This is a genomic window from Streptomyces sp. CA2R106, from assembly GCF_037034245.1.
Lineage (GTDB): Bacteria > Actinomycetota > Actinomycetes > Streptomycetales > Streptomycetaceae > Actinacidiphila.
The window spans coordinates 1-16698 of sequence record NZ_JBAGKC010000004.1; the positions used below are offsets into that span (position 1 = coordinate 1).

Sequence of the window (16698 nt, forward strand, 5' to 3'; positions counted from 1 at the left end):
TCCTTCGGTCCGACCGTTTCCGGTTTTTCCCTCCGGGCTTTCCCTTCGTGTTCACTACCGTACCCCATTCCCGGACCGATTCATAATCGGCTTCCCCGAATTGGATTTTGGCGCACCAAAAGCCAACCCGATGATCGGGAGGACGTAGGTAGTGGGTGGCCGCTCGTCCCGCGGAGCCTTGTGTGAACCAGGCCCGCCGTTTCAGCGACTCGGACTACGTTACGCAGGCGCGGCGGCCGAGTCAAGCTCGGCCGCCGCCCAAACGTGGATTTCCGGCCGTGTCAGGCCAGTTCGACCGCCCCGAGGTTGCGCTTGCCCCGGCGCAGGACCAGCCAGCGGCCGTGGATCAGGTCGCTCCGGGCGGGTACCGCGTCCTCCCCCACGACCTTGGCGTTGTTCAGGTAGGCACCGCCCTCCTTGATGGTGCGGCGGGCGGCGGACTTGCTCGGAGCCAGCTCGACCAGCGCCAACAGGTCGGCGACCGGCGCCAGTTCGCTCACCTTGGCGTGCGGCAGCTCGCTCAGGGCCGCGGCGAGGGTGCCCTCGTCGAGGTCCGCCAGCTCACCCTGGCCGAAAAGTGCCTTGGAAGCGGCGATGACGGCCGCGCACTGCTCGGCGCCGTGCACCAGCTCGGTCAGCTCCTCGGCCAGCGCCCGCTGTGCCGCCCGGGCCTGCGGCCGCTCGGCGCTCGCCTGCTCCAGCTCCTCGATCTGCGCGCGGGAGCGGAAGCTGAAGGTGCGCAGGTAGCGGGAGATGTCGCGGTCGTCGGCGTTCAGCCAGAACTGGTAGAAGGCGTAGGGCGTGGTCAGTTCGGGGTCGAGCCAGACGGCGCCGCCCTCGGTCTTGCCGAACTTGGTGCCGTCGGCCTTGGTGAGCAGCACCTGGGTGAGGGCGTGCGCGGGGCCGTGCGGTGCGTTGCCCTCGACCCGGCGGATCAGGTCGAGGCCGGCGGTGATGTTGCCCCACTGGTCGCTGCCGCCGATCTGGAGCGTGCAGCCGTACGTCCGGTACAGCTCCAGGTAGTCCAGCGACTGGAGGATGACGTAGCTGAACTCGGTGTAGCTCATGCCCTCGCCGTCGAGGCGGGTCTTCACCGTCTCGCGGGCGAGCATCTGGTTGACGCTGAAGTGCTTGCCGTAGTCGCGCAGCAGCGCCAGGGCGGAGATGCCCTCGGTCCACTCGTAGTTATTGGCCATCACCGCCTGGGTGGGGCCGGCGGTGTCGAAGTCGAGGAACGCGGCGAGCTGGCCGCGGAGCGCGGCGACCCACTGCTGGACGGTCTCCACGTCGTTGAGCACCCGCTCGGCGCTGGGCTTCGGGTCGCCGATCAGTCCGGTGGCGCCGCCCACGAGGGCGATCGGCCGGTGGCCGGCGAGCTGGAAGCGGCGCAGGGTCAGGATCTGGGTGAGGTGGCCGACGTGCAGGCTGCGCGCGGTGGGGTCGAAGCCGCAATACAGGGTGAGGGGACCGTCCGCGAGCGCCTTGCGCAGGGCTTCCTCGTCGGTGGTCTGGGCGAGTACGCCCCGCCACCGCAGCTCGTCGACGATGTCCGTCACGGTGTCCGTGTCTCCTTGGGTCTGCGGCCTGCTCGGTCCGGCACCGGCCTGCCCGGGCGCCGGGGCGCCTGGTGGGCCTGCCGCCGGGGTGCCTGGCTTCTGGTACCAGCGTGCCTGAGGTCTGGTGGTGGCGGCGATTCGATTATCCGCGCTTGCGCGGGGTGTGCGGGCGGTAGGGGCTGACGGTGGGGTCGCCGTCGATCCAGTAGCGCCAGGGGTGTGCGGCGCCGTCGCCGCCGACCCCGGTGCGGGGGCCGCTGCGGACGGCGTCGGGGGCGGGCGGGGTGCCGGTCAGGACGCGGAAGGGACCGCCGTCGGCGGCGCAGGCGTCGGCGCCGTTGAGGCCGCGGTCGACGCCGAGTGCGGTGGCGAGGCGGGCCGGGCCCTGGGCGAGGTCGGCGTCCTTGCGGGAGGTGGGGCGGCGGGGGCGGGCGAGGTCGGTGCCGGCGGTGATCCGGCCGGCGCGCAGCAGCACCCCGCTGGCGGTGCCGGGCGGGCCGCAGACCAGGTTCAGGCAGTGCCACATGCCGTAGGTGAAGTAGACGTAGGTGTGGCCGGGCGGGCCGAACATCACGGCGTTGCGCTCGGTGCGGCCGCGGTAGGCGTGGGAGCCGGGGTCGTTGGGGCCGTCGTACGCCTCGACCTCGGTGAGCCGCAGTTCGATCGGGCCGTCGTCGGTGCTGCGCACCAGGGTGCGGCCGAGCAGGTCGGGAGCGATCTCCAGGACGGGCCGGTCGAAGAAGGCGCGCTCCAGCGGGGTCCGGGTCGATGGCGTGCTCACGAGGCAGGAGCGTAGTCGACGGCGGGTGGGTGCCGCGGGGATCGGTCGGGCAGGCCATAGGCTCGGACCAATCCGTTCCCAACAGGAGGTGTCGAGGTGACCGAGCAAGCGCGACGGCCGCTCCCCCATGACTTCCACCCGCCGGTGCCGGCGTTCACGGTGGTCAGTGACGATGTGGCGCCGGGTGCGGCGCTCAAGGACGACCAGGTGTTCGCGGCCGGCAACCGTTCGCCGCACCTGCGGTGGGAGGGTTTCCCGGCGGAGACGAAGAGCTTCGCGGTGTCCTGCTACGACCCGGACGCGCCGACCGGCAGCGGCTTCTGGCACTGGTCGGTGTTCGACATCCCGGTGTCGGTGACGGAGCTGCCCGCGGGTGCGGGGTCGGGGAACTTCGCCGGGCTGCCCGCGGGCGCGGTGCAGGTGCGCAACGACTACGGGACCCGGGACTTCGGCGGTGCCGCGCCGCCGCCCGGGGACGGCCCGCACCGCTATGTGTTCACGGTGTACGCGGTGGACACGGAGAAGCTGGGTCCTGACGCGGACGCGACGCCGGCGGTGGTGGGCTTCAACCTCCGCTTCCACGCGCTGGCGCGGGCGCAGCTGATCGGTGTCCACGAGGTGCCGGCCGACGCCGGCTGAGCCCGCCCCGCCTGCCCTCCCGGGGCCGGTGGCCCCCGTACGCGGCCGGAAACTCCGTTGTCCGGTACGGCGCCGGGGGTCACAGTGGTGCCACCTGAAGGACCCCGGGAGGTGGGCGGACATGCGTGAGACGCTGGTGCTGAATGCGAGTTTCGAGCCGCTGTCGACGGTGTCGCTGCGGCGTGCGGTCGTGCTGGTGATGCAGGACAAGGCCGTTGTCGAGCAGGCCCATCCCGGTCTTCGGGTGCGCGCGGCGCGGGTGGACGTGCCGATGCCGCAGGTGATCAGGCTGTGCCGGTATGTGCGGGTGCCGTTCCGACAACGGGCGCCGTGGTCGCGGCGCGGTGTGCTGGTACGCGACCGGCACCGCTGCGCGTACTGCGGGCGGCGGGCGACGACCGTGGACCATGTGCAGCCGCGGTCGCGCGGGGGCGGCGACACCTGGCTGAACACGGTGGCGGCGTGCAGCGAGGACAACCAGCGCAAGGCGGACCGTACGCCGGAGCAGGCGGGGATGCGGCTGCTGGTGCGGCCGTTCGAGCCGACACCGGCCGACGCGCTGCTGCTGGCGCTGGGGGCGCGGGACCGTACGGACCTGCCGGAGTGGCTGGCGCTGCCGGCGTGAGGCGGCCCGGGCGCGGCCCGGCGCGGGCTACTTCAGCAGGAGCTGGACGATCGCCGCGATGCCGACGGCGACGATGAGGCCGCGCAGTGCCATCGGCGGGAGGCGGCGTCCGACCCGGGCGCCGATCAGCCCGCCGATGGTGGCGCCGGCGGCGATGAGGGCGACCGCGGCCCAGTCCATGTGGGCGATGACGACGAAGAAGAGCGCGGCGATGCCGTTGACCATCGCGGCGAGCACGTTCTTCAGTCCGTTGATCCGCTGGAGCGACTCGTCGAGGAGCACCCCCATCAGGGACATGTAGATGACCCCCTGCGCGGCTCCGAAGTACCCGCCGTAGATGCTGGCGAGGAAGAGTCCGAGCAGGAGGACGGGTCCGCCGTGCACGGGGGCGGCGGACCCGCTGCGCTGTCGGCTGGCCTGGAGGGCGCGGGTCAGTCGCGGTTGCAGGACCACCAGCACCAGGGCGAGCGCGATGAGCACCGGCACGATCGCGTGGAACGCGCCGGACGGCAGGTTGACCAATAGGACGGCGCCGATCGCGCCGCCGACCAGGCAGACGGCGCCCAGGCGCAGCAACCGGCCGCGCTGGCCGGTCAGTTCGCCGCGGTAGCCGATGGCGCCGGCCACCGAGCCGGGCACCAGGCCGAGGGTGTTGGAGACGTTCGCGGTGACGGGCGGCAGGCCGACGGCCAGCAGGACGGGGAAGGTGATCAGGGTGCCGGAGCCGACGATGGTGTTGATGGTGCCCGCGCCGATTCCGGCGGCGAGCACGGCGACGGCTTCCGCCGGTGACATGGGTCCTCCGTGATCGGTGCGCGTCCTGTGCGCCGTGGCGGCCGGGGGGTTCCGGGGGTGCCGGACGGCGGTCGGGGGCGCGGCGATCATGCCACACCGGTGCGCCCGGGCCGGGACGGCCCCCGGAGTACGGGTTCCGGGGGCTTCCGGGGGTGTGCTCCCGGGTCAGTCCTTGTCGAAGGGCGGGGCTTCGCGGCGCGGCGCGGGTGCGGCCGCGGGACGGGTGGCGGGGGGCGCGGCGGCCGCGCTGCCCGGGGCGGGCGCGGGGGCGCCGCCGTTGCCTGCGCCGTTGCCGCCGCCTCCGTTGCCGGTGACGCCGGGGATGTTGACGATGCCGCCGAGGCCCTTGAGCGCGTCGTTGAGTTCGCTGGGGATGATCCAGAGCTTGTTGGCGTCGCCCTCGGCGATCTTCGGCAGCATCTGGAGGTACTGGTAGGCGAGCAGCTTCTGGTCCGGGTCGCCGGCGTGGATGGACTCGAAGACGGTGCGGATCGCCTGGGCCTCGCCCTCGGCGCGCAGCGCGGCGGAGCGCGCGTCGCCTTCGGCGCGCAGGATCGAGGACTGCTTCTCGCCCTCCGCGGTGAGGATCTGGGACTGCCGGATGCCCTCGGCGGTGAGGATCGCGGCGCGCTTGTCACGGTCGGCGCGCATCTGCTTCTCCATCGAGTCCTGGATGGAGGTGGGCGGCTCGATCGCCTTGAGCTCGACGCGGTTGACGCGGATGCCCCACTTGCCGGTGGCCTCGTCGAGGACGCCGCGCAGCGCCGCGTTGATCTCCTCGCGGGAGGTGAGGGTCCGCTCCAGGTCCATGCCGCCGATGATGTTGCGGAGCGTGGTGACGGTGAGCTGCTCGATCGCCTGGATGTAGCTGGCGACTTCGTAGGTGGCGGCCCGGGCGTCGGTGACCTGGTAGTAGATGACGGTGTCGATGTTGACCACCAGGTTGTCCTGGGTGATCACCGGCTGCGGGGGGAAGGGCACGACCTGCTCGCGCAGGTCGATCCGGTTGCGGATGGTGTCGATGAACGGGACGACGATGTTCAGCCCGGCACTGAGGGTGCGGGTGTAGCGGCCGAAGCGCTCGACGATGGCGGCGCTGGCCTGCGGGATGACCTGGACCGTCCTGATCAGCGCGATGAAGACGAGCACCACCAGGATGATGAGGACGATGATGATGGGCTGCATGGTCACTCCGGCGCCGGGTTGAGTGCGGATGGAGCACGTACTACAACAACATGATCAATTGTCGCAGACGGTAGGCGTGCCGTGCGCGGGGTTCCGCGAATTCCCGGCGCCGGGCGGCCCGTTGGCTGCGGTGGGCGTGGCGACTACATCTACATCACGACGGCCGTCGCGCCGTCGATCTCGACCACGTCCACGTGCTGGCCGGGGTCGAAGACGCGGTCGTGTTCCAGGGCGCGGGCCGACCAGATCTCACCGGCGAGCTTGATCCGTCCGCCCGTGCCGTCGTCGACCCGTTCGAGCACCAGGGCCCGTTTGCCCTTGAGCGCGTCCACCCCGCTGCGCTGGCCGGCGCTCTGGCGGTTCCGGTAGGCGATCGGCCGGACGAAGACCAGCAGCGCCACGGAGACCACGACGAAGACGATGACCTGGGCGACGATGCCGCCGCCCATGCCTGCCGTGACCGCTCCGCCGACCGCGCCGACCGCGAACATGCCGAACTCGGGCATCGCCGTGATCACCAGCGGGATGCCCAGCCCCACTGCGGCCACCAACCACCACACCCATGCGTCCACGGGGTCAATCGTAGGCGTACTCGGGGCAGTTGCGGCAGTGCGCGATCCGGACGGCGGTGCCGCGGGCTACTTCAGCGGCAGTCCGGCGGCGGTCCAGCGGTCGCCGCGGCGCTCGACGACGAGCGGCAGTCCGAAGCAGTGCGAGAGGTTGCGCGAGCTCAGCTCGGTGTCGATGGGGCCGGCGGCGATCACCCGGCCCTGACGGATCATCAGCACGTGGGTGAAGCCGGGCGCGATCTCCTCGACGTGGTGGGTCACCATGATCATGGAGGGCGCGATCGGGTCGCGGGCGAGCCGGCCGAGCCGGCGGACCAGGTCCTCGCGGCCGCCGAGGTCGAGGCCGGCCGCGGGTTCGTCGAGCAGCAGCAGTTCGGGGTCGGACATCATCGCGCGGGCGATGAGGGTGCGCTTGCGCTCGCCCTCGGAGAGGGTGCCGAACTTCCGGTCGAGGAACTCGGTCATGCCGAGCCGGTCGAGGAAGGCGCGGGCGCGGTCCTCGTCGACCTGTTCGTACCCCTCGTTCCAGGTGGCGGTCATGCCGTAGGCGGCGGTGAGGACCGTCTCCAGGACGGTCTGGCGGCGCGGCATCTTCTCGGCCATCGCGGCCCCGGCCATCCCGATCCGGGGGCGCAGCTCGAAGACGTCGACGTTGCCGAGCTTCTCGCCGAGGATCTGCACGGTGCCGGTGCTCGGGTAGAGGTAGCTGGAGGCGACGTTCAACAGGGTGGTCTTGCCCGCGCCGTTGGGGCCGAGGATGACCCAGCGCTCCCCTTCGGCCACCGACCAGGAGACCCCTTCGACCAGAGCCCGTCCGTCGCGGACCACGGATACGTCCACCAGCTCCAGTACATCGCTCATGAGCGCGTTGTCTCCCCTTGCATCTCGGCAGTCTCGGCAGGTCGGTGTGCCGGGATCGGCACGGGCCGGAAGGAACAACCCCCGGGGAAAACTTACGCCACCGCGCGGCCGGTCCAGTCCATAGGCTGGGGGCATGCTTGATGAACCTCGTTCAGGGCGGCTGACGGCATGGGGAAATGCCCTGCTTGCCGGACTTGCCGCCCCTGATGACGTCGCCCAGCGGATCTCGGCCGAGGACGCGGTACACCGTGTCGCCGGGCTGCCGGGCGAGCCGGCGCCGGTCGGGCTGACCCTGGCGCTGGGCCGGCTCCGCGCCCTGGGCGCCACCGGGCTGCGGCTCGCGCTGCCGGTGGCCGGGCACCCGCTCGGGCTGACCGGGCCCCCGGAGTTCAACGCCCGCGCGATGGCCGCCGGTGAGGCGGTGCTCACCGTGGGCGCGGTCGCGCTCGGCCTGGTGCCGGAGGTCCACGAGGCCGGGCCGGTCGGCGACCTGCACGTGGACGTGGAGTGGCAGTGCCTGCCGGTGCGGGACGCGCCACCGGCCGACGTGCCCTCGCTCGGCGAGGCGGAACGCGAGCTGGCGGAGGCGCTGCGCGACGCCACGGACGCGCTCGCCCAGCTCGACGTCGCCGGCGCGGGGCCCGCCGCCCAGGCGGCGCTGGAGGCGTACCGGGCCCGGGCCGAGCGCGGGCGCGAGGTGCTCGCACCCGGCTACCCGCCGCGCGCGGTGCGGGTGCTGGAGCTGGCGCAGCGGGTGGCGGCGCTGGTGTCGATAGCGTCCGACGGGCACGGCGGCGCGGTGAGCGCCTCGCAGATCGCCGCCCGGGCGGAGCTGCTGCGCCCGGTGGAGCGGACCGCCCGGCGCGCGCAGGTCGCGGCGTACAACGCGTACGTGGAGGAGACCGAGCGCCGCAGGCCCTGAGGGGCCGGGGTCGCGGGACAGCGCGCGGGCCCCGCGGGCGGCGTACGGTGACGTCGGCCGCGGGGCCCGTGCGGGTTGCCGTCCGGAGGGGGTCAGACGGCAGGCGGGGTCACGTGTTGGCGCCGGTGTTGCCGAAGGCCGGGTTGAGCAGGCCGATCACGTTGACGGTGTTGCCGACCACGTTGACCGGGACGTGCACCGGGACCTGCACGAGGTTGCCGGAGACGACGCCCGGGGACTTCACGGCGGCGCCCTGCGCGCCCGAGTCGGCCGAGGCCGCACCGGCACCGGCGGCGAGGAGCCCGCCCGCCACGAGGGTGAGGGTCGCGGCCTTCTTCAGGTTCTTCACTTCGAACTTCCTCCTTGCGAGACGTGCCGCGGCCATCCGCCGCGGCACGCCATGGAGAACGGTCCGCCGCCGCTGGGGATGCGCACCCCGGAGGACATACACCCGACAGTATGAATCTCACTCCGCCAAGCGCGGGTGCGCGGGCGTGGCGCACCGGCGCCCGCGGGGGCGTGCCGCGTGCCCGCGCACGCCAGGTCAGGCGCCTGCTCGCACGGCAGATCAGTTGCCGACGCCGTTGCGGACCGCCCACAGCGCGGCCTGGGTGCGGTCGGCGAGGTCGAGCTTCATGAGGATGTTCGACACGTGGGTCTTGACGGTCTTCTCCGAGAGCACCAGGGCGCGGGCGATCTCCCGGTTGGAGCGGCCGTCCGCGATCAGGCCCAGCACCTCGCGCTCGCGCTCGGTCAGCGTGCTGCCGCGGCCGGTGCCGCCGGCCGGCTGGTCCGGGGCGAGCAGCGCGCCGGCCACCTCCGCCTGGAGCAGGACGTGCCCGGCGTGCACCGAGCGGATGGCGTCGGCGAGCGCGACCGGGTCGACGTCCTTGTAGACGTATCCGGCCGCGCCGGCCCGCAGCGCGGGGACCACGGTGCGCTTCTCGGTGAAGCTGGTCACGATCAGCACCCGGGCGGGGCTGTCCGCCTCGTGCAGCAGCCGCAGCGCCTCGATGCCGTCGGTGCCGGGCATCTTGACGTCCATCAGGATCACGTCGGGGCGCAGCTCCAGCGCGCGGGCCACGCCCTCGTCGCCGTCGGCGGCCTCGCCGACCACCTCGATGTCGCCCTGGACCTCCAGGAACGTCCGCAGGCCGCGGCGCACCACCTGGTGGTCGTCCACGAGCAGCACCCGGATCACCTTGTCAGCCACCTGGCACCTCCATCTCGACGACGGTGCCCCGGCCGGGCTCCGACTGCACGCTCAGCGAGCCGCCGACGCCGTCGGCGCGGTCCCGCATGGAGACCAGCCCCAGGTGGCGGCCGGCCCGGCGGACGGCGGTGGGGTCGAAGCCGCGGCCGTCGTCGCGCACGCGCAGGGTGGCGCCCCCGCCGCCGTGCCCTTCGAGGGTGACGGCGACGCTCCGCGGGTGGGCGTGGCGCAGCGCGTTGTGGGTGGCCTCCTGGGCGACGCGCAGCAGGGCCTCCTCCTGCGGTGCGGGCAGGGCGCGCATCCGGTCGGCGTGGAAGGTCACGCGGGCGGCGTGCACCCGGTCCAGGACGTCGGCCTGGGTGCGCAGGGTGGCCACGAGGCCGTCGTCGTCCAGGGCGGCCGGGCGCAGCTCGACGACGACGGCGCGCAGCTCGTCGGCGGCCTCGGCGGCGAGCGCGGCGACCTGCCGCAGCTCCTCCTTGGCGCGGGCGGGGTCGGTGTCGACGAGGGCGGCGGACGCCTGGGCGGTCAGCCGCAGTGAGAACAGCTTCTGGGAGACCGCGTCGTGCAGTTCGTGGGCGATGCGGGCGCGCTCCCCGGCGAGGGTCAGCTCGCGGCTGCGCTCGTGCAGGCGGGCGTTGGTCAGGGCGATCGCGGCGTGGTCGGCGAGGATGCGCAGGAGGTCCTCGTCGTCCTGGGTGAAGCCCGCGGGGGCGGCCGGGCAGTTCTCGGCGGGCGGTGTGTCCCTGGCGGACGGTGTGTCCCCGGCGGGCGGCGCGTTCTTGTTCGCCAGGAAGATCGCGCCGAGGATCTCGTCGCCGTCGGCCACCGGCATGCCGATGAAGTCCTTCATGACGGGGTGGGCGCGCGGCCAGCCGGCGAAGCTCTCGAAGTCGCGGACGTCGGCGAGGCGCTGCGGGGTGGCCTCGCGGAGCATGGCGGCGAGCACGCCGTGCTGCCGGGGCAGCGGGCCGATCGCCTTCCACTGCTCGTCGCTGACGCCGTCGACCACGAACTGGGCGAACCCGCCGTGGTCGTCGGGCACCCCGAGCGCCGCGTACTGGGCGTCGAGCAGCTCGCGGGCGGAGCCCACGATGGTCTGGAGGACCTCGCGCACCTCCAGCCGCCGGTTCATCGCCACGATCGCGGCGCTGACCGCTTCGATGCCGCCTCGCGGCGCCCGTCCGGACATGTCTCCACGGTACTCGGCGCAGGTGACACCCCGTATGCGCCGCCGGACGTACGGTCCTGGTCCGCTCGGCCTAGGGCCCGGCGTAGGGCGAAGGGCCCGCGGGGGTTGCGGCGGGCGCCCGAGGCCCGGGGCGGGGCGGCGTTCCTACGGTGGGGGCAACGGGTCCGGCGACCGCGCCGGGCCGTGGCGGAAGGCGGGGACCATGCCGGTGGCGATCATCACGGGCGCGTCGCGGGGGCTGGGCCGCGCGCTGGCCGAGGGGCTGGCCGGCCGCGGCTGGGATCTGGTGCTGGACGGCCGCGACGCGGACGCGTTGCGCGCCTCCGCCCAGGACCTCATAACGGACAAAAGTCGCAATGCCCTATATATAGGGGACAAAGGTACGGCGGGTGCGGGCCGGGTGCGGGCGGTGCCCGGCGACGTGACGCACCCGGCGCACCGCGCCGAGCTGCTCGCGGCTGCCCGGGAGCTGGGCGGCGGCGCGGGCCCGGACCTGCTGGTCAACAACGCCAGCGCCCTGGGCGCCGAACCCCTGCTGCCGCTGGCCGAACTCCCCGAGGACGGGCTGCGGGCGGCCCTGGAGACGAATGTGCTCGCGCCCTTCGCCCTGATCAGGGCGGCCCTGCCGGGGCTGCGGGCGGCCGGCGGCGCGGTGCTGAACATCAGCTCGGACGCGGCCGTGGCCGCCTACCCCGCCTGGGGCGGCTACGGGGCGAGCAAGGCCGCGCTCGACCACCTGTCGGCGGTGCTGGCGGCGGAGGAGCCGGCGGTCCGGGTGTGGTGGGTCGACCCGGGCGACCTGCGGACCGCGCTGTACGCGGCCGCGGTGCCGGACGACCCCGGCTTCGCGCAGCGCCCGCTGCCGGAAGAGGTCGCGCCCGCGCTGTTGCGGCTGCTCGACGGTCCGGCGCCCGGCGGCCGCTATGTCGCGGCCGAGCTGGCGGGTCCGCAGACGCCGGCCGGACCGGACCCCCTGGCCTCGCCGGCCGCTCCCGCCGAGCCGGGGCGGGCACGATGAGCGCGGCGGCGCCGGCGGCCCCGGTCACCTGCCCGACCTGCGACGACGAGGCAGACCGGCTGGACGCCGGGAGCCTGGCCGACCTGCGGCTGCCGCCGGAGCTGTCGGCGGCGGCGCCCGCGCCCCGCCGCGACGCGGTACGGCTGCTGGTCGGACGGCAGGGCAGCGGCGAGGTCTCCCGCCACGGCTTCCGCGAGCTGCCCGGGCTGCTGCGGGCCGGGGACGTACTGGTCGTCAACACCTCGCAGACCCTGCCCGCAGCGCTGGACGGCCGGATCGACGGCGGCGGCGCACCGGTCGTGGTGCACTTCTCCACCCGGCGTGACGACGGCCGCTGGGTGGTCGAGCTGCGCTCCCCCGACGGGCGCGGCACGACCGTACGCCGGCCGGGCGGACCGGCCGGCGCCCAGGTGCGGCTGGAAGGCGGCGGCCGGCTGGTGCTGGAGCACCCGCTGGACCCGGCGGCCGACCGGCTGTGGGTGGCGTCGGTGCGGGTGCCCGACCTGGTGCGGCACCTGCGGCGGCACGGGCGGCCGATCCGCTACGGGTACACCGCCCGCGACCAGCCGCTGTCGGCCCACCAGACGGTCTTCGGCACGCCGTCGGCCGACGGGCGGGGCTCGGCCGAGATGCCGAGCGCGGGCCGGCCGTTCACCGCGCCCCTGGTCACGGCGCTGGTCAGCCGGGGGGTGCAGATCGCGCCGATCGAGCTGCACACGGGGGTGGCGTCCGCCGAGGCGCACGAACCGCCGTACCCCGAGCCGTACACGGTGCCGGCCGGCACCGCGTGGCAGGTGAACGCGGCCCGGGCGGCCGGCGGGCGGGTGGTGGCGGTGGGCACCACCGCGGTGCGCGCGCTGGAGTCGGCGGCCGACGGGCGCGGCCGGGTGCGGGCGGCGCACGGCTGGACGGACCTGGTGATCACCCCGGAGCGCGGGGTGCGCGCGGTGGACGGCCTGCTGACCGGGCTGCACGAGCCGCAGGCGTCGCACCTGCTGATGCTGCGGGCCCTGTCGGGCGACGGCCTGCTGGCCCGGGTCTACGCGGAAGCGCTGCGCGGCCGTTTCCGCTGGCACGAGTTCGGAGACGTCAACCTGCTGCTCCCATAAGGGCCTTCGGGCCCCGAATAAGCGTCACATAAAGCGCCTCCTCCGTCACCATCCGCGACGCAGGGGGCGCGCCCCTGTGACCTCACCGATAGGGCCTGCGTCACATACTAAGCCGCTTAGTGGAATTCGCCGCGGCAAACGCGCGGACATATCACGGAAACTGCCTCGGGCACTTCGGCCGCGGCTACGAGCCACGCTCGTAGCCAGGCTCATTGACCCCCGATTTCCGACCCTCTAACAATTCTCGGGTCCCAATCGGAAGAGGTAATCCCGCATGCAGCTCCCCACGATCCCGAAGATCGGCCGACTGTCCAGGAAGCACAAGATCACGGCGGCCGGTGTCGCCGCCGCCGCGGCCGTTGCGCTGACAGTCACCGGTCTCGAGGCGACCGCTGGTGGGTCGGCTGTCGCCGACGGCGACCCGACTGGGTTCTCCGTGTCCACCGGCGACCAGGTCAAGGGCATCAGCCCCGAGTCCGGCATGGCCTCCCAGAAGGCCATCAAGGACCAGAGCGACGCTCAGCAGAAGGCCGCCGCGGCAGCGGCGAAGAAGAAGGCGGCCGCTGAGGCCGCGGCGAAGAAGAAGGCCGCCGACGCGGCGGCCGCGAAGAAGAAGGCGGCGGCGCTGGCCGCCGAGCGCGCCAAGGAAGCGGCCAACCGCTCCACCCAGCGCACCACCGTCAAGAAGACCGCGCCGGTGACGAAGAAGTCCACCACGGCCACCAGGTCGACCGGCACCTCGACCGCCAAGTCGACCGCCAAGTCGACGACCGTCTCGAAGACGATCACCGCGACGCCCGTCGCCGTGACCTACCCGAACAACCTGGACGGCTGGATTCGCCAGGCCCGCGCCGTCCTGGCCGCGCACAACATTCCGGTCCCGACCTACAACGGCATTTACCGCAACATCATCCGGGAATCGTCCGGAAACCCGAACGCGATCAACCTGTGGGACTCGAACGCCGCCAAGGGCATTCCGTCCAAGGGCCTGCTCCAGACGATCGACCCCACGTTCAACGCGTACCACGTCTCCGGTACTTCGTGGAACGTCTACAACCCGGTCGCGAACATCGCCGCCGCGTGCAACTACGCGTACCACGTGTACGGCGGCATGGACAACGTGAACTCGGCGTACTGACCGGCGTATCCGCTGAATGCGGGAAAACACGAGGGCGGTGGGACCTGTGCGTCCCACCGCCCTCGCGCGCGACCTGGCCGGCCCGGCGCCGGCTACTTCCGCATGACCTCGGGTTCGTGCCGGCGCAGCAGCCGGGCGACGACGACGCCGCACAGCACGGACATCACCACCAGCACCAGGACGTCCAGCGTCCACGCACCCGCGGTGTGCTGCCACAGCGCGTCGTGCGTCTTGCGGGTCGGGTCCCACGGCAGCAGCGTGTTGAGGCTCGCGGTGGCACCGGTGCCGGCCACCGCCCAGCGGGCCGGCATCAGCCAGGCCAACTCCTCCACCCCGGGCTTGCCGTAGAGCTGGAAGAGCACCCCGGTGAAGACGATCTGCACGATCGCGAACATCACCAGCAGCGGCATGGTCTTCTCCGCCGTCTTCACCAGCGCCGAGATGATCAGGCCGACCATCATCGAGGCGAAGCCGAAGACGATGATGACCACGGTCATCTCCACGCCCGGGTGGCTGTGCAGGACGACGCCCTCGGTGGGCATCTTGCGCGGCGCGAAGCCGATGCCGCAGATGATCGCGCCCTGGAGCGCCGTGATCAGGCCGAGCACGATGACCTTCGACATCAGGTACGCCGACCGGGACAGCCCGACCGCCCGTTCCCGTTCGTAGATCACCCGCTCCTTGATCAGCTCGCGGACGGAGTTCGCCGAGCCGGCGAAGCAGGCGCCGACCGCGAGGATCATCAGAATGGTGCCCGCGTCCTTGTTCTGGAGGAACGGCGGCTTGCCGAAGCCGAGGCCGTAGTCGGCGGGGATCAGGATGCTGACCACGCCGAGCACCGCGGGCAGGATCACCATCAGCCCGATGAAGCCCCGGTCGGAGAGGATCACCGACAGGTAGCGCCGTATCAGGGTGCCCAGTTGGGAACCCCACGCCTGCGGCTTGGGCGGCCTGGCCGCCTGGTACGGGATGTAGTGCGCGGCCTGCGGGGCTGCCTGGTCGAGGTGGGCGGCATACGTCTGGTAGTGCTGCGAACCGCGCCAGCGGCCCGACCAGTCGTAGTCGCGGTAGTTCTCGAACGCGGAGAAGACGTCGGCCCAGTTGTCGTAGCCGAAGAACGTCAGCGCCTCGTCCGGCGGGCCGAAGTACGCCACCGCGCCGCCCGGCGCCATCACCAGCAGCTTGTCGCACAGCGCCAGTTCGGCCACCGAGTGGGTGACGACCAGGACCGTGCGGCCGTCGTCGGCCAGGCCGCGCAGCAGCTTCATCACGTCGCGGTCCATGCCCGGGTCGAGACCGGAGGTCGGCTCGTCCAGGAAGATCAGCGACGGCTTGGTCAGCAGCTCCAGGGCGACCGAGACGCGCTTGCGCTGGCCGCCGGAGAGCGAGGTGACCTTCTTGTCCGCGTGGATGTCGAGCTTCAGCTCGCGCAGCACCTCGTCGATCCGCGCCTCGCGCTCCGCGGTCGCGGTGTCGCCGGGGAAGCGGAGCTTGGCGGCGTACCGCAGCGCGGTCCTGACCTGGAGCTCCTTGTGCAGGATGTCGTCCTGCGGGACCAGGCCGATGCGCTGGCGCAACTCGGCGAACTGCTTGTACAGGTTGCGGTTGTCGTACAGCACCTCGCCCTGGTCGGCGGGGCGGTAGCCGGTCAGCGCGCGCAGCAGCGTCGACTTGCCGGAGCCGGACGGGCCGATGACGCCGATCAGCGACTTCTCCGGCACCCCGAAGGAGACGTCCTTCAGGATCGTCTTCGTGGTCTTGCCGTGCGGCACCGTGACCGACAGCCGGCGCGCGGAGAAGGACACGTCGCCGGTGTCGACGAACTCCTCCAGCCGGTCGCCGACCAGCCGGAAGGTGGAGTGGCCGACGCCCACGATGTCGTTGGGGCCCAGCAGGTGGCGCTGGACCGGCTGGCCGTTGACATAGGTGCCGTTGTGGCTGCCGAGGTCGACGATCTCGTAGCGGCCGTCGGGGTGCGCGCGGAACTCCGCGTGGTAGCGCGAGACCTGGAGGTCGGAGACGACCAGCTCGTTCTCCAGCGCGCGGCCGATCTTCATCACCCGGCCCAGCGCGAGCTGGTGGAAGGTGGTGGGGCTGCGCATCCCGGCGCCCGGTGCGCCCTGCGGCGGCTGCGGCGCCCCGGCCTGCGGCGGCACCCCCGGCTGGGGCTGGGCGCCCCAAGCCTGCTGCGGCGGGGCGGCCTGCTGCTGCGGCACTGCGTGCTGCTGCGGTACCCCGTGCTGGGGCGGCGCGCCCCATCCCCCGGCGCCCGGCTGCCCCTGCTGCGGTGCGGCCTGCGGCGGCGCCGCGTACATCTGCGGCTGCTGCTGCGGGGGTTGGTACGGCGGCTGCTGCTGCGGGTGCGCCTGCGGCGGGGCCTGCTGGTAGGCGGCGGCCGGCTGGGGCGCCTGGTACGGCGCCTGCGCCGGCGCGGCCGGCACCGCCCCGGCCCCGGCGGCCGCCGCGGCCGCCACACCCGCCGCCGCGCCCGCGCCGGCTCCCGCCGGAGCGGTGAAGTTCAGCCGGGGCCCGTCGGTCGCGTTGCCGAGGTTGACCACCGCCCCCGGGCCGAGGTCGGTGTGCTGGACCCGTTGTCCCTGTACGAAGGTGCCGTTGGTGCTGCCCTGGTCCTCCAGCAGCCAGCCGCGCTCCCCGCGGCGGATCGTGGCGTGCCGCCAGGAGACTCGCGCGTCGTCGAGCACGAGGTCGCCCTGCGGGTCCCGGCCGAGGCTGTAGGACCGGGACGGGTCCAGTGGCCAGGTCTGTCCGTTGAGTTCAAGTACGAGTTCAGGCACCCCATGCCCCATTTGTTGTCCCCCGAAGTCCCCCATGGAGGGGCAGTCTAGGGATTACGAACATCGGGAGGAAATATTTCCGGCTCGGCCCGGTTGCCGAGGGCCCCCTCCACGCCCCACGACGCACGTCGCGCACCCCCGGTTCCGTGCCGCGGCACCCCGGGTTCGCCGCGGGTTCGCCGCGGGGGCACCAGTAGTACCACCCCGGCGCACCAGGCAGGGCAGCCCGCGCGCCGCGGGTTTTGTGCGGGTGTCCGCCAGCCGGGACAGCCCGCGCCCCGCGGGCGGTCGGCCGATACG

At 73.0% G+C, this 16698-nt stretch carries 16 protein-coding genes; 6 read left to right on the forward strand and 10 right to left on the reverse strand.

Features of this window, described 5'->3' with window-relative positions:
• Positions 1 to 281: 281 nt before the first annotated feature.
• The gene (tyrS, locus tag WA788_RS07850; RefSeq protein ID WP_335973114.1) at positions 282 to 1556 is read right to left on the reverse strand and encodes a tyrosine--tRNA ligase; all 1275 of its coding nucleotides are present in this window, start codon (positions 1554 to 1556) and stop codon (positions 282 to 284) included.
• Between the two features lie 142 nt (positions 1557 to 1698).
• Positions 1699 to 2337, reverse strand: a complete 639-nt coding sequence (locus WA788_RS07855; protein WP_335973117.1) for a DNA-3-methyladenine glycosylase — start codon at positions 2335 to 2337, stop codon at positions 1699 to 1701.
• Between the two features lie 96 nt (positions 2338 to 2433).
• On the opposite strand from WA788_RS07855, the gene WA788_RS07860 reads away from it, so the two are divergent.
• Together WA788_RS07860 and WA788_RS07865 are read left to right on the forward strand one after the other, a co-directional pair.
• Positions 2434 to 2976 (forward strand): YbhB/YbcL family Raf kinase inhibitor-like protein, encoded by a 543-nt coding sequence (locus tag WA788_RS07860; RefSeq protein WP_335973119.1) that lies wholly within the window; start codon positions 2434 to 2436, stop codon positions 2974 to 2976.
• A gap of 121 nt (positions 2977 to 3097) precedes the next feature.
• Positions 3098 to 3601 carry an HNH endonuclease gene (locus WA788_RS07865; protein ID WP_335973122.1) on the forward strand — a complete coding sequence of 168 codons (504 nt, stop codon included), beginning with the start codon at positions 3098 to 3100 and terminating at the stop codon, positions 3599 to 3601.
• Positions 3602 to 3628: 27 nt separating this feature from the next.
• Here the strand turns inward: WA788_RS07865 and WA788_RS07870 are convergent, their stop codons facing one another.
• The 4 genes from WA788_RS07870 to WA788_RS07885 all read right to left on the reverse strand — a co-directional run bounded on the left by WA788_RS07870 (position 3629) and on the right by WA788_RS07885 (position 7011).
• Positions 3629 to 4396 (reverse strand): sulfite exporter TauE/SafE family protein, encoded by a 768-nt coding sequence (locus WA788_RS07870; protein ID WP_335973125.1) that lies wholly within the window; start codon positions 4394 to 4396, stop codon positions 3629 to 3631.
• Between the two features lie 165 nt (positions 4397 to 4561).
• Positions 4562 to 5581 (reverse strand): SPFH domain-containing protein, encoded by a 1020-nt coding sequence (locus WA788_RS07875; protein WP_335973128.1) that lies wholly within the window; start codon positions 5579 to 5581, stop codon positions 4562 to 4564.
• Between the two features lie 149 nt (positions 5582 to 5730).
• Positions 5731 to 6141 carry an NfeD family protein gene (locus WA788_RS07880; RefSeq protein WP_335974110.1) on the reverse strand — a complete coding sequence of 137 codons (411 nt, stop codon included), beginning with the start codon at positions 6139 to 6141 and terminating at the stop codon, positions 5731 to 5733.
• A gap of 78 nt (positions 6142 to 6219) precedes the next feature.
• Positions 6220 to 7011, reverse strand: coding sequence for an ABC transporter ATP-binding protein (locus tag WA788_RS07885; RefSeq protein ID WP_335973131.1), 792 nt, complete (start codon positions 7009 to 7011; stop codon positions 6220 to 6222).
• Positions 7012 to 7144: 133 nt separating this feature from the next.
• On the opposite strand from WA788_RS07885, the gene WA788_RS07890 reads away from it, so the two are divergent.
• Positions 7145 to 7933 carry a hypothetical protein gene (locus tag WA788_RS07890; RefSeq protein ID WP_335973132.1) on the forward strand — a complete coding sequence of 263 codons (789 nt, stop codon included), beginning with the start codon at positions 7145 to 7147 and terminating at the stop codon, positions 7931 to 7933.
• Positions 7934 to 8042: 109 nt separating this feature from the next.
• Here WA788_RS07890 and WA788_RS07895 read toward each other — a convergent pair whose 3' ends face one another.
• The 3 genes from WA788_RS07895 to WA788_RS07905 form a co-directional block, all read right to left on the reverse strand.
• Positions 8043 to 8282 carry a chaplin family protein gene (locus WA788_RS07895; protein WP_335973134.1) on the reverse strand — a complete coding sequence of 80 codons (240 nt, stop codon included), beginning with the start codon at positions 8280 to 8282 and terminating at the stop codon, positions 8043 to 8045.
• Between the two features lie 219 nt (positions 8283 to 8501).
• Complete coding sequence (locus tag WA788_RS07900; RefSeq protein ID WP_335973137.1) at positions 8502 to 9146, reverse strand: response regulator transcription factor; 645 nt, start codon at positions 9144 to 9146, stop codon at positions 8502 to 8504.
• A complete protein-coding gene (locus WA788_RS07905; RefSeq protein WP_335973139.1) occupies positions 9139 to 10338 on the reverse strand; it encodes a GAF domain-containing sensor histidine kinase in 1200 nt (399 codons plus the stop codon). Before WA788_RS07905 ends, WA788_RS07900 begins: the two co-directional genes overlap by 8 nt.
• Positions 10339 to 10540: 202 nt before the next feature.
• Between WA788_RS07905 and WA788_RS07910 the strand changes: the two genes are divergently transcribed.
• The 3 genes from WA788_RS07910 (at position 10541) to WA788_RS07920 (ending at position 13603) form a co-directional block, all read left to right on the forward strand.
• Positions 10541 to 11356, forward strand: coding sequence for an SDR family NAD(P)-dependent oxidoreductase (locus WA788_RS07910; protein WP_335973141.1), 816 nt, complete (start codon positions 10541 to 10543; stop codon positions 11354 to 11356).
• Positions 11353 to 12465, forward strand: a complete 1113-nt coding sequence (locus tag WA788_RS07915) for an S-adenosylmethionine:tRNA ribosyltransferase-isomerase (RefSeq protein WP_435129462.1) — start codon at positions 11353 to 11355, stop codon at positions 12463 to 12465. Before WA788_RS07910 ends, WA788_RS07915 begins: the two co-directional genes overlap by 4 nt.
• Before the next feature lie 274 nt (positions 12466 to 12739).
• Positions 12740 to 13603, forward strand: coding sequence for a transglycosylase SLT domain-containing protein (locus WA788_RS07920; protein ID WP_335973143.1), 864 nt, complete (start codon positions 12740 to 12742; stop codon positions 13601 to 13603).
• A 92-nt stretch (positions 13604 to 13695) separates the two neighbouring features.
• On the opposite strand, the gene WA788_RS07925 is transcribed toward WA788_RS07920, so the two are convergent.
• Positions 13696 to 16410 (reverse strand): FHA domain-containing protein, encoded by a 2715-nt coding sequence (locus WA788_RS07925; RefSeq protein ID WP_335973145.1) that lies wholly within the window; start codon positions 16408 to 16410, stop codon positions 13696 to 13698.
• Between the last annotated feature and the right edge of the window lie 288 nt (positions 16411 to 16698).

Excerpts from the sequence above, each read along its gene's own strand:
- WA788_RS07870 (WP_335973125.1), bottom strand. The coding sequence starts at position 4,396 with ATGTCACCGGCGGAAGCCGTCGCCGTGCTCGCCGCCGGAATCGGCGCG.
- WA788_RS07925 (WP_335973145.1), bottom strand. The coding sequence starts at position 16,410 with ATGGGGCATGGGGTGCCTGAACTCGTACTTGAACTCAACGGACAGACC.
- WA788_RS07875 (WP_335973128.1), bottom strand. The coding sequence starts at position 5,581 with ATGCAGCCCATCATCATCGTCCTCATCATCCTGGTGGTGCTCGTCTTC.
- WA788_RS07915 (WP_435129462.1), top strand. The coding sequence starts at position 11,353 with ATGAGCGCGGCGGCGCCGGCGGCCCCGGTCACCTGCCCGACCTGCGAC.
- WA788_RS07905 (WP_335973139.1), bottom strand. The coding sequence starts at position 10,338 with ATGTCCGGACGGGCGCCGCGAGGCGGCATCGAAGCGGTCAGCGCCGCG.
- WA788_RS07910 (WP_335973141.1), top strand. The coding sequence starts at position 10,541 with ATGCCGGTGGCGATCATCACGGGCGCGTCGCGGGGGCTGGGCCGCGCG.
- WA788_RS07890 (WP_335973132.1), top strand. The coding sequence starts at position 7,145 with ATGCTTGATGAACCTCGTTCAGGGCGGCTGACGGCATGGGGAAATGCC.
- WA788_RS07865 (WP_335973122.1), top strand. The coding sequence starts at position 3,098 with ATGCGTGAGACGCTGGTGCTGAATGCGAGTTTCGAGCCGCTGTCGACG.
- WA788_RS07920 (WP_335973143.1), top strand. The coding sequence starts at position 12,740 with ATGCAGCTCCCCACGATCCCGAAGATCGGCCGACTGTCCAGGAAGCAC.
- WA788_RS07885 (WP_335973131.1), bottom strand. The coding sequence starts at position 7,011 with ATGAGCGATGTACTGGAGCTGGTGGACGTATCCGTGGTCCGCGACGGA.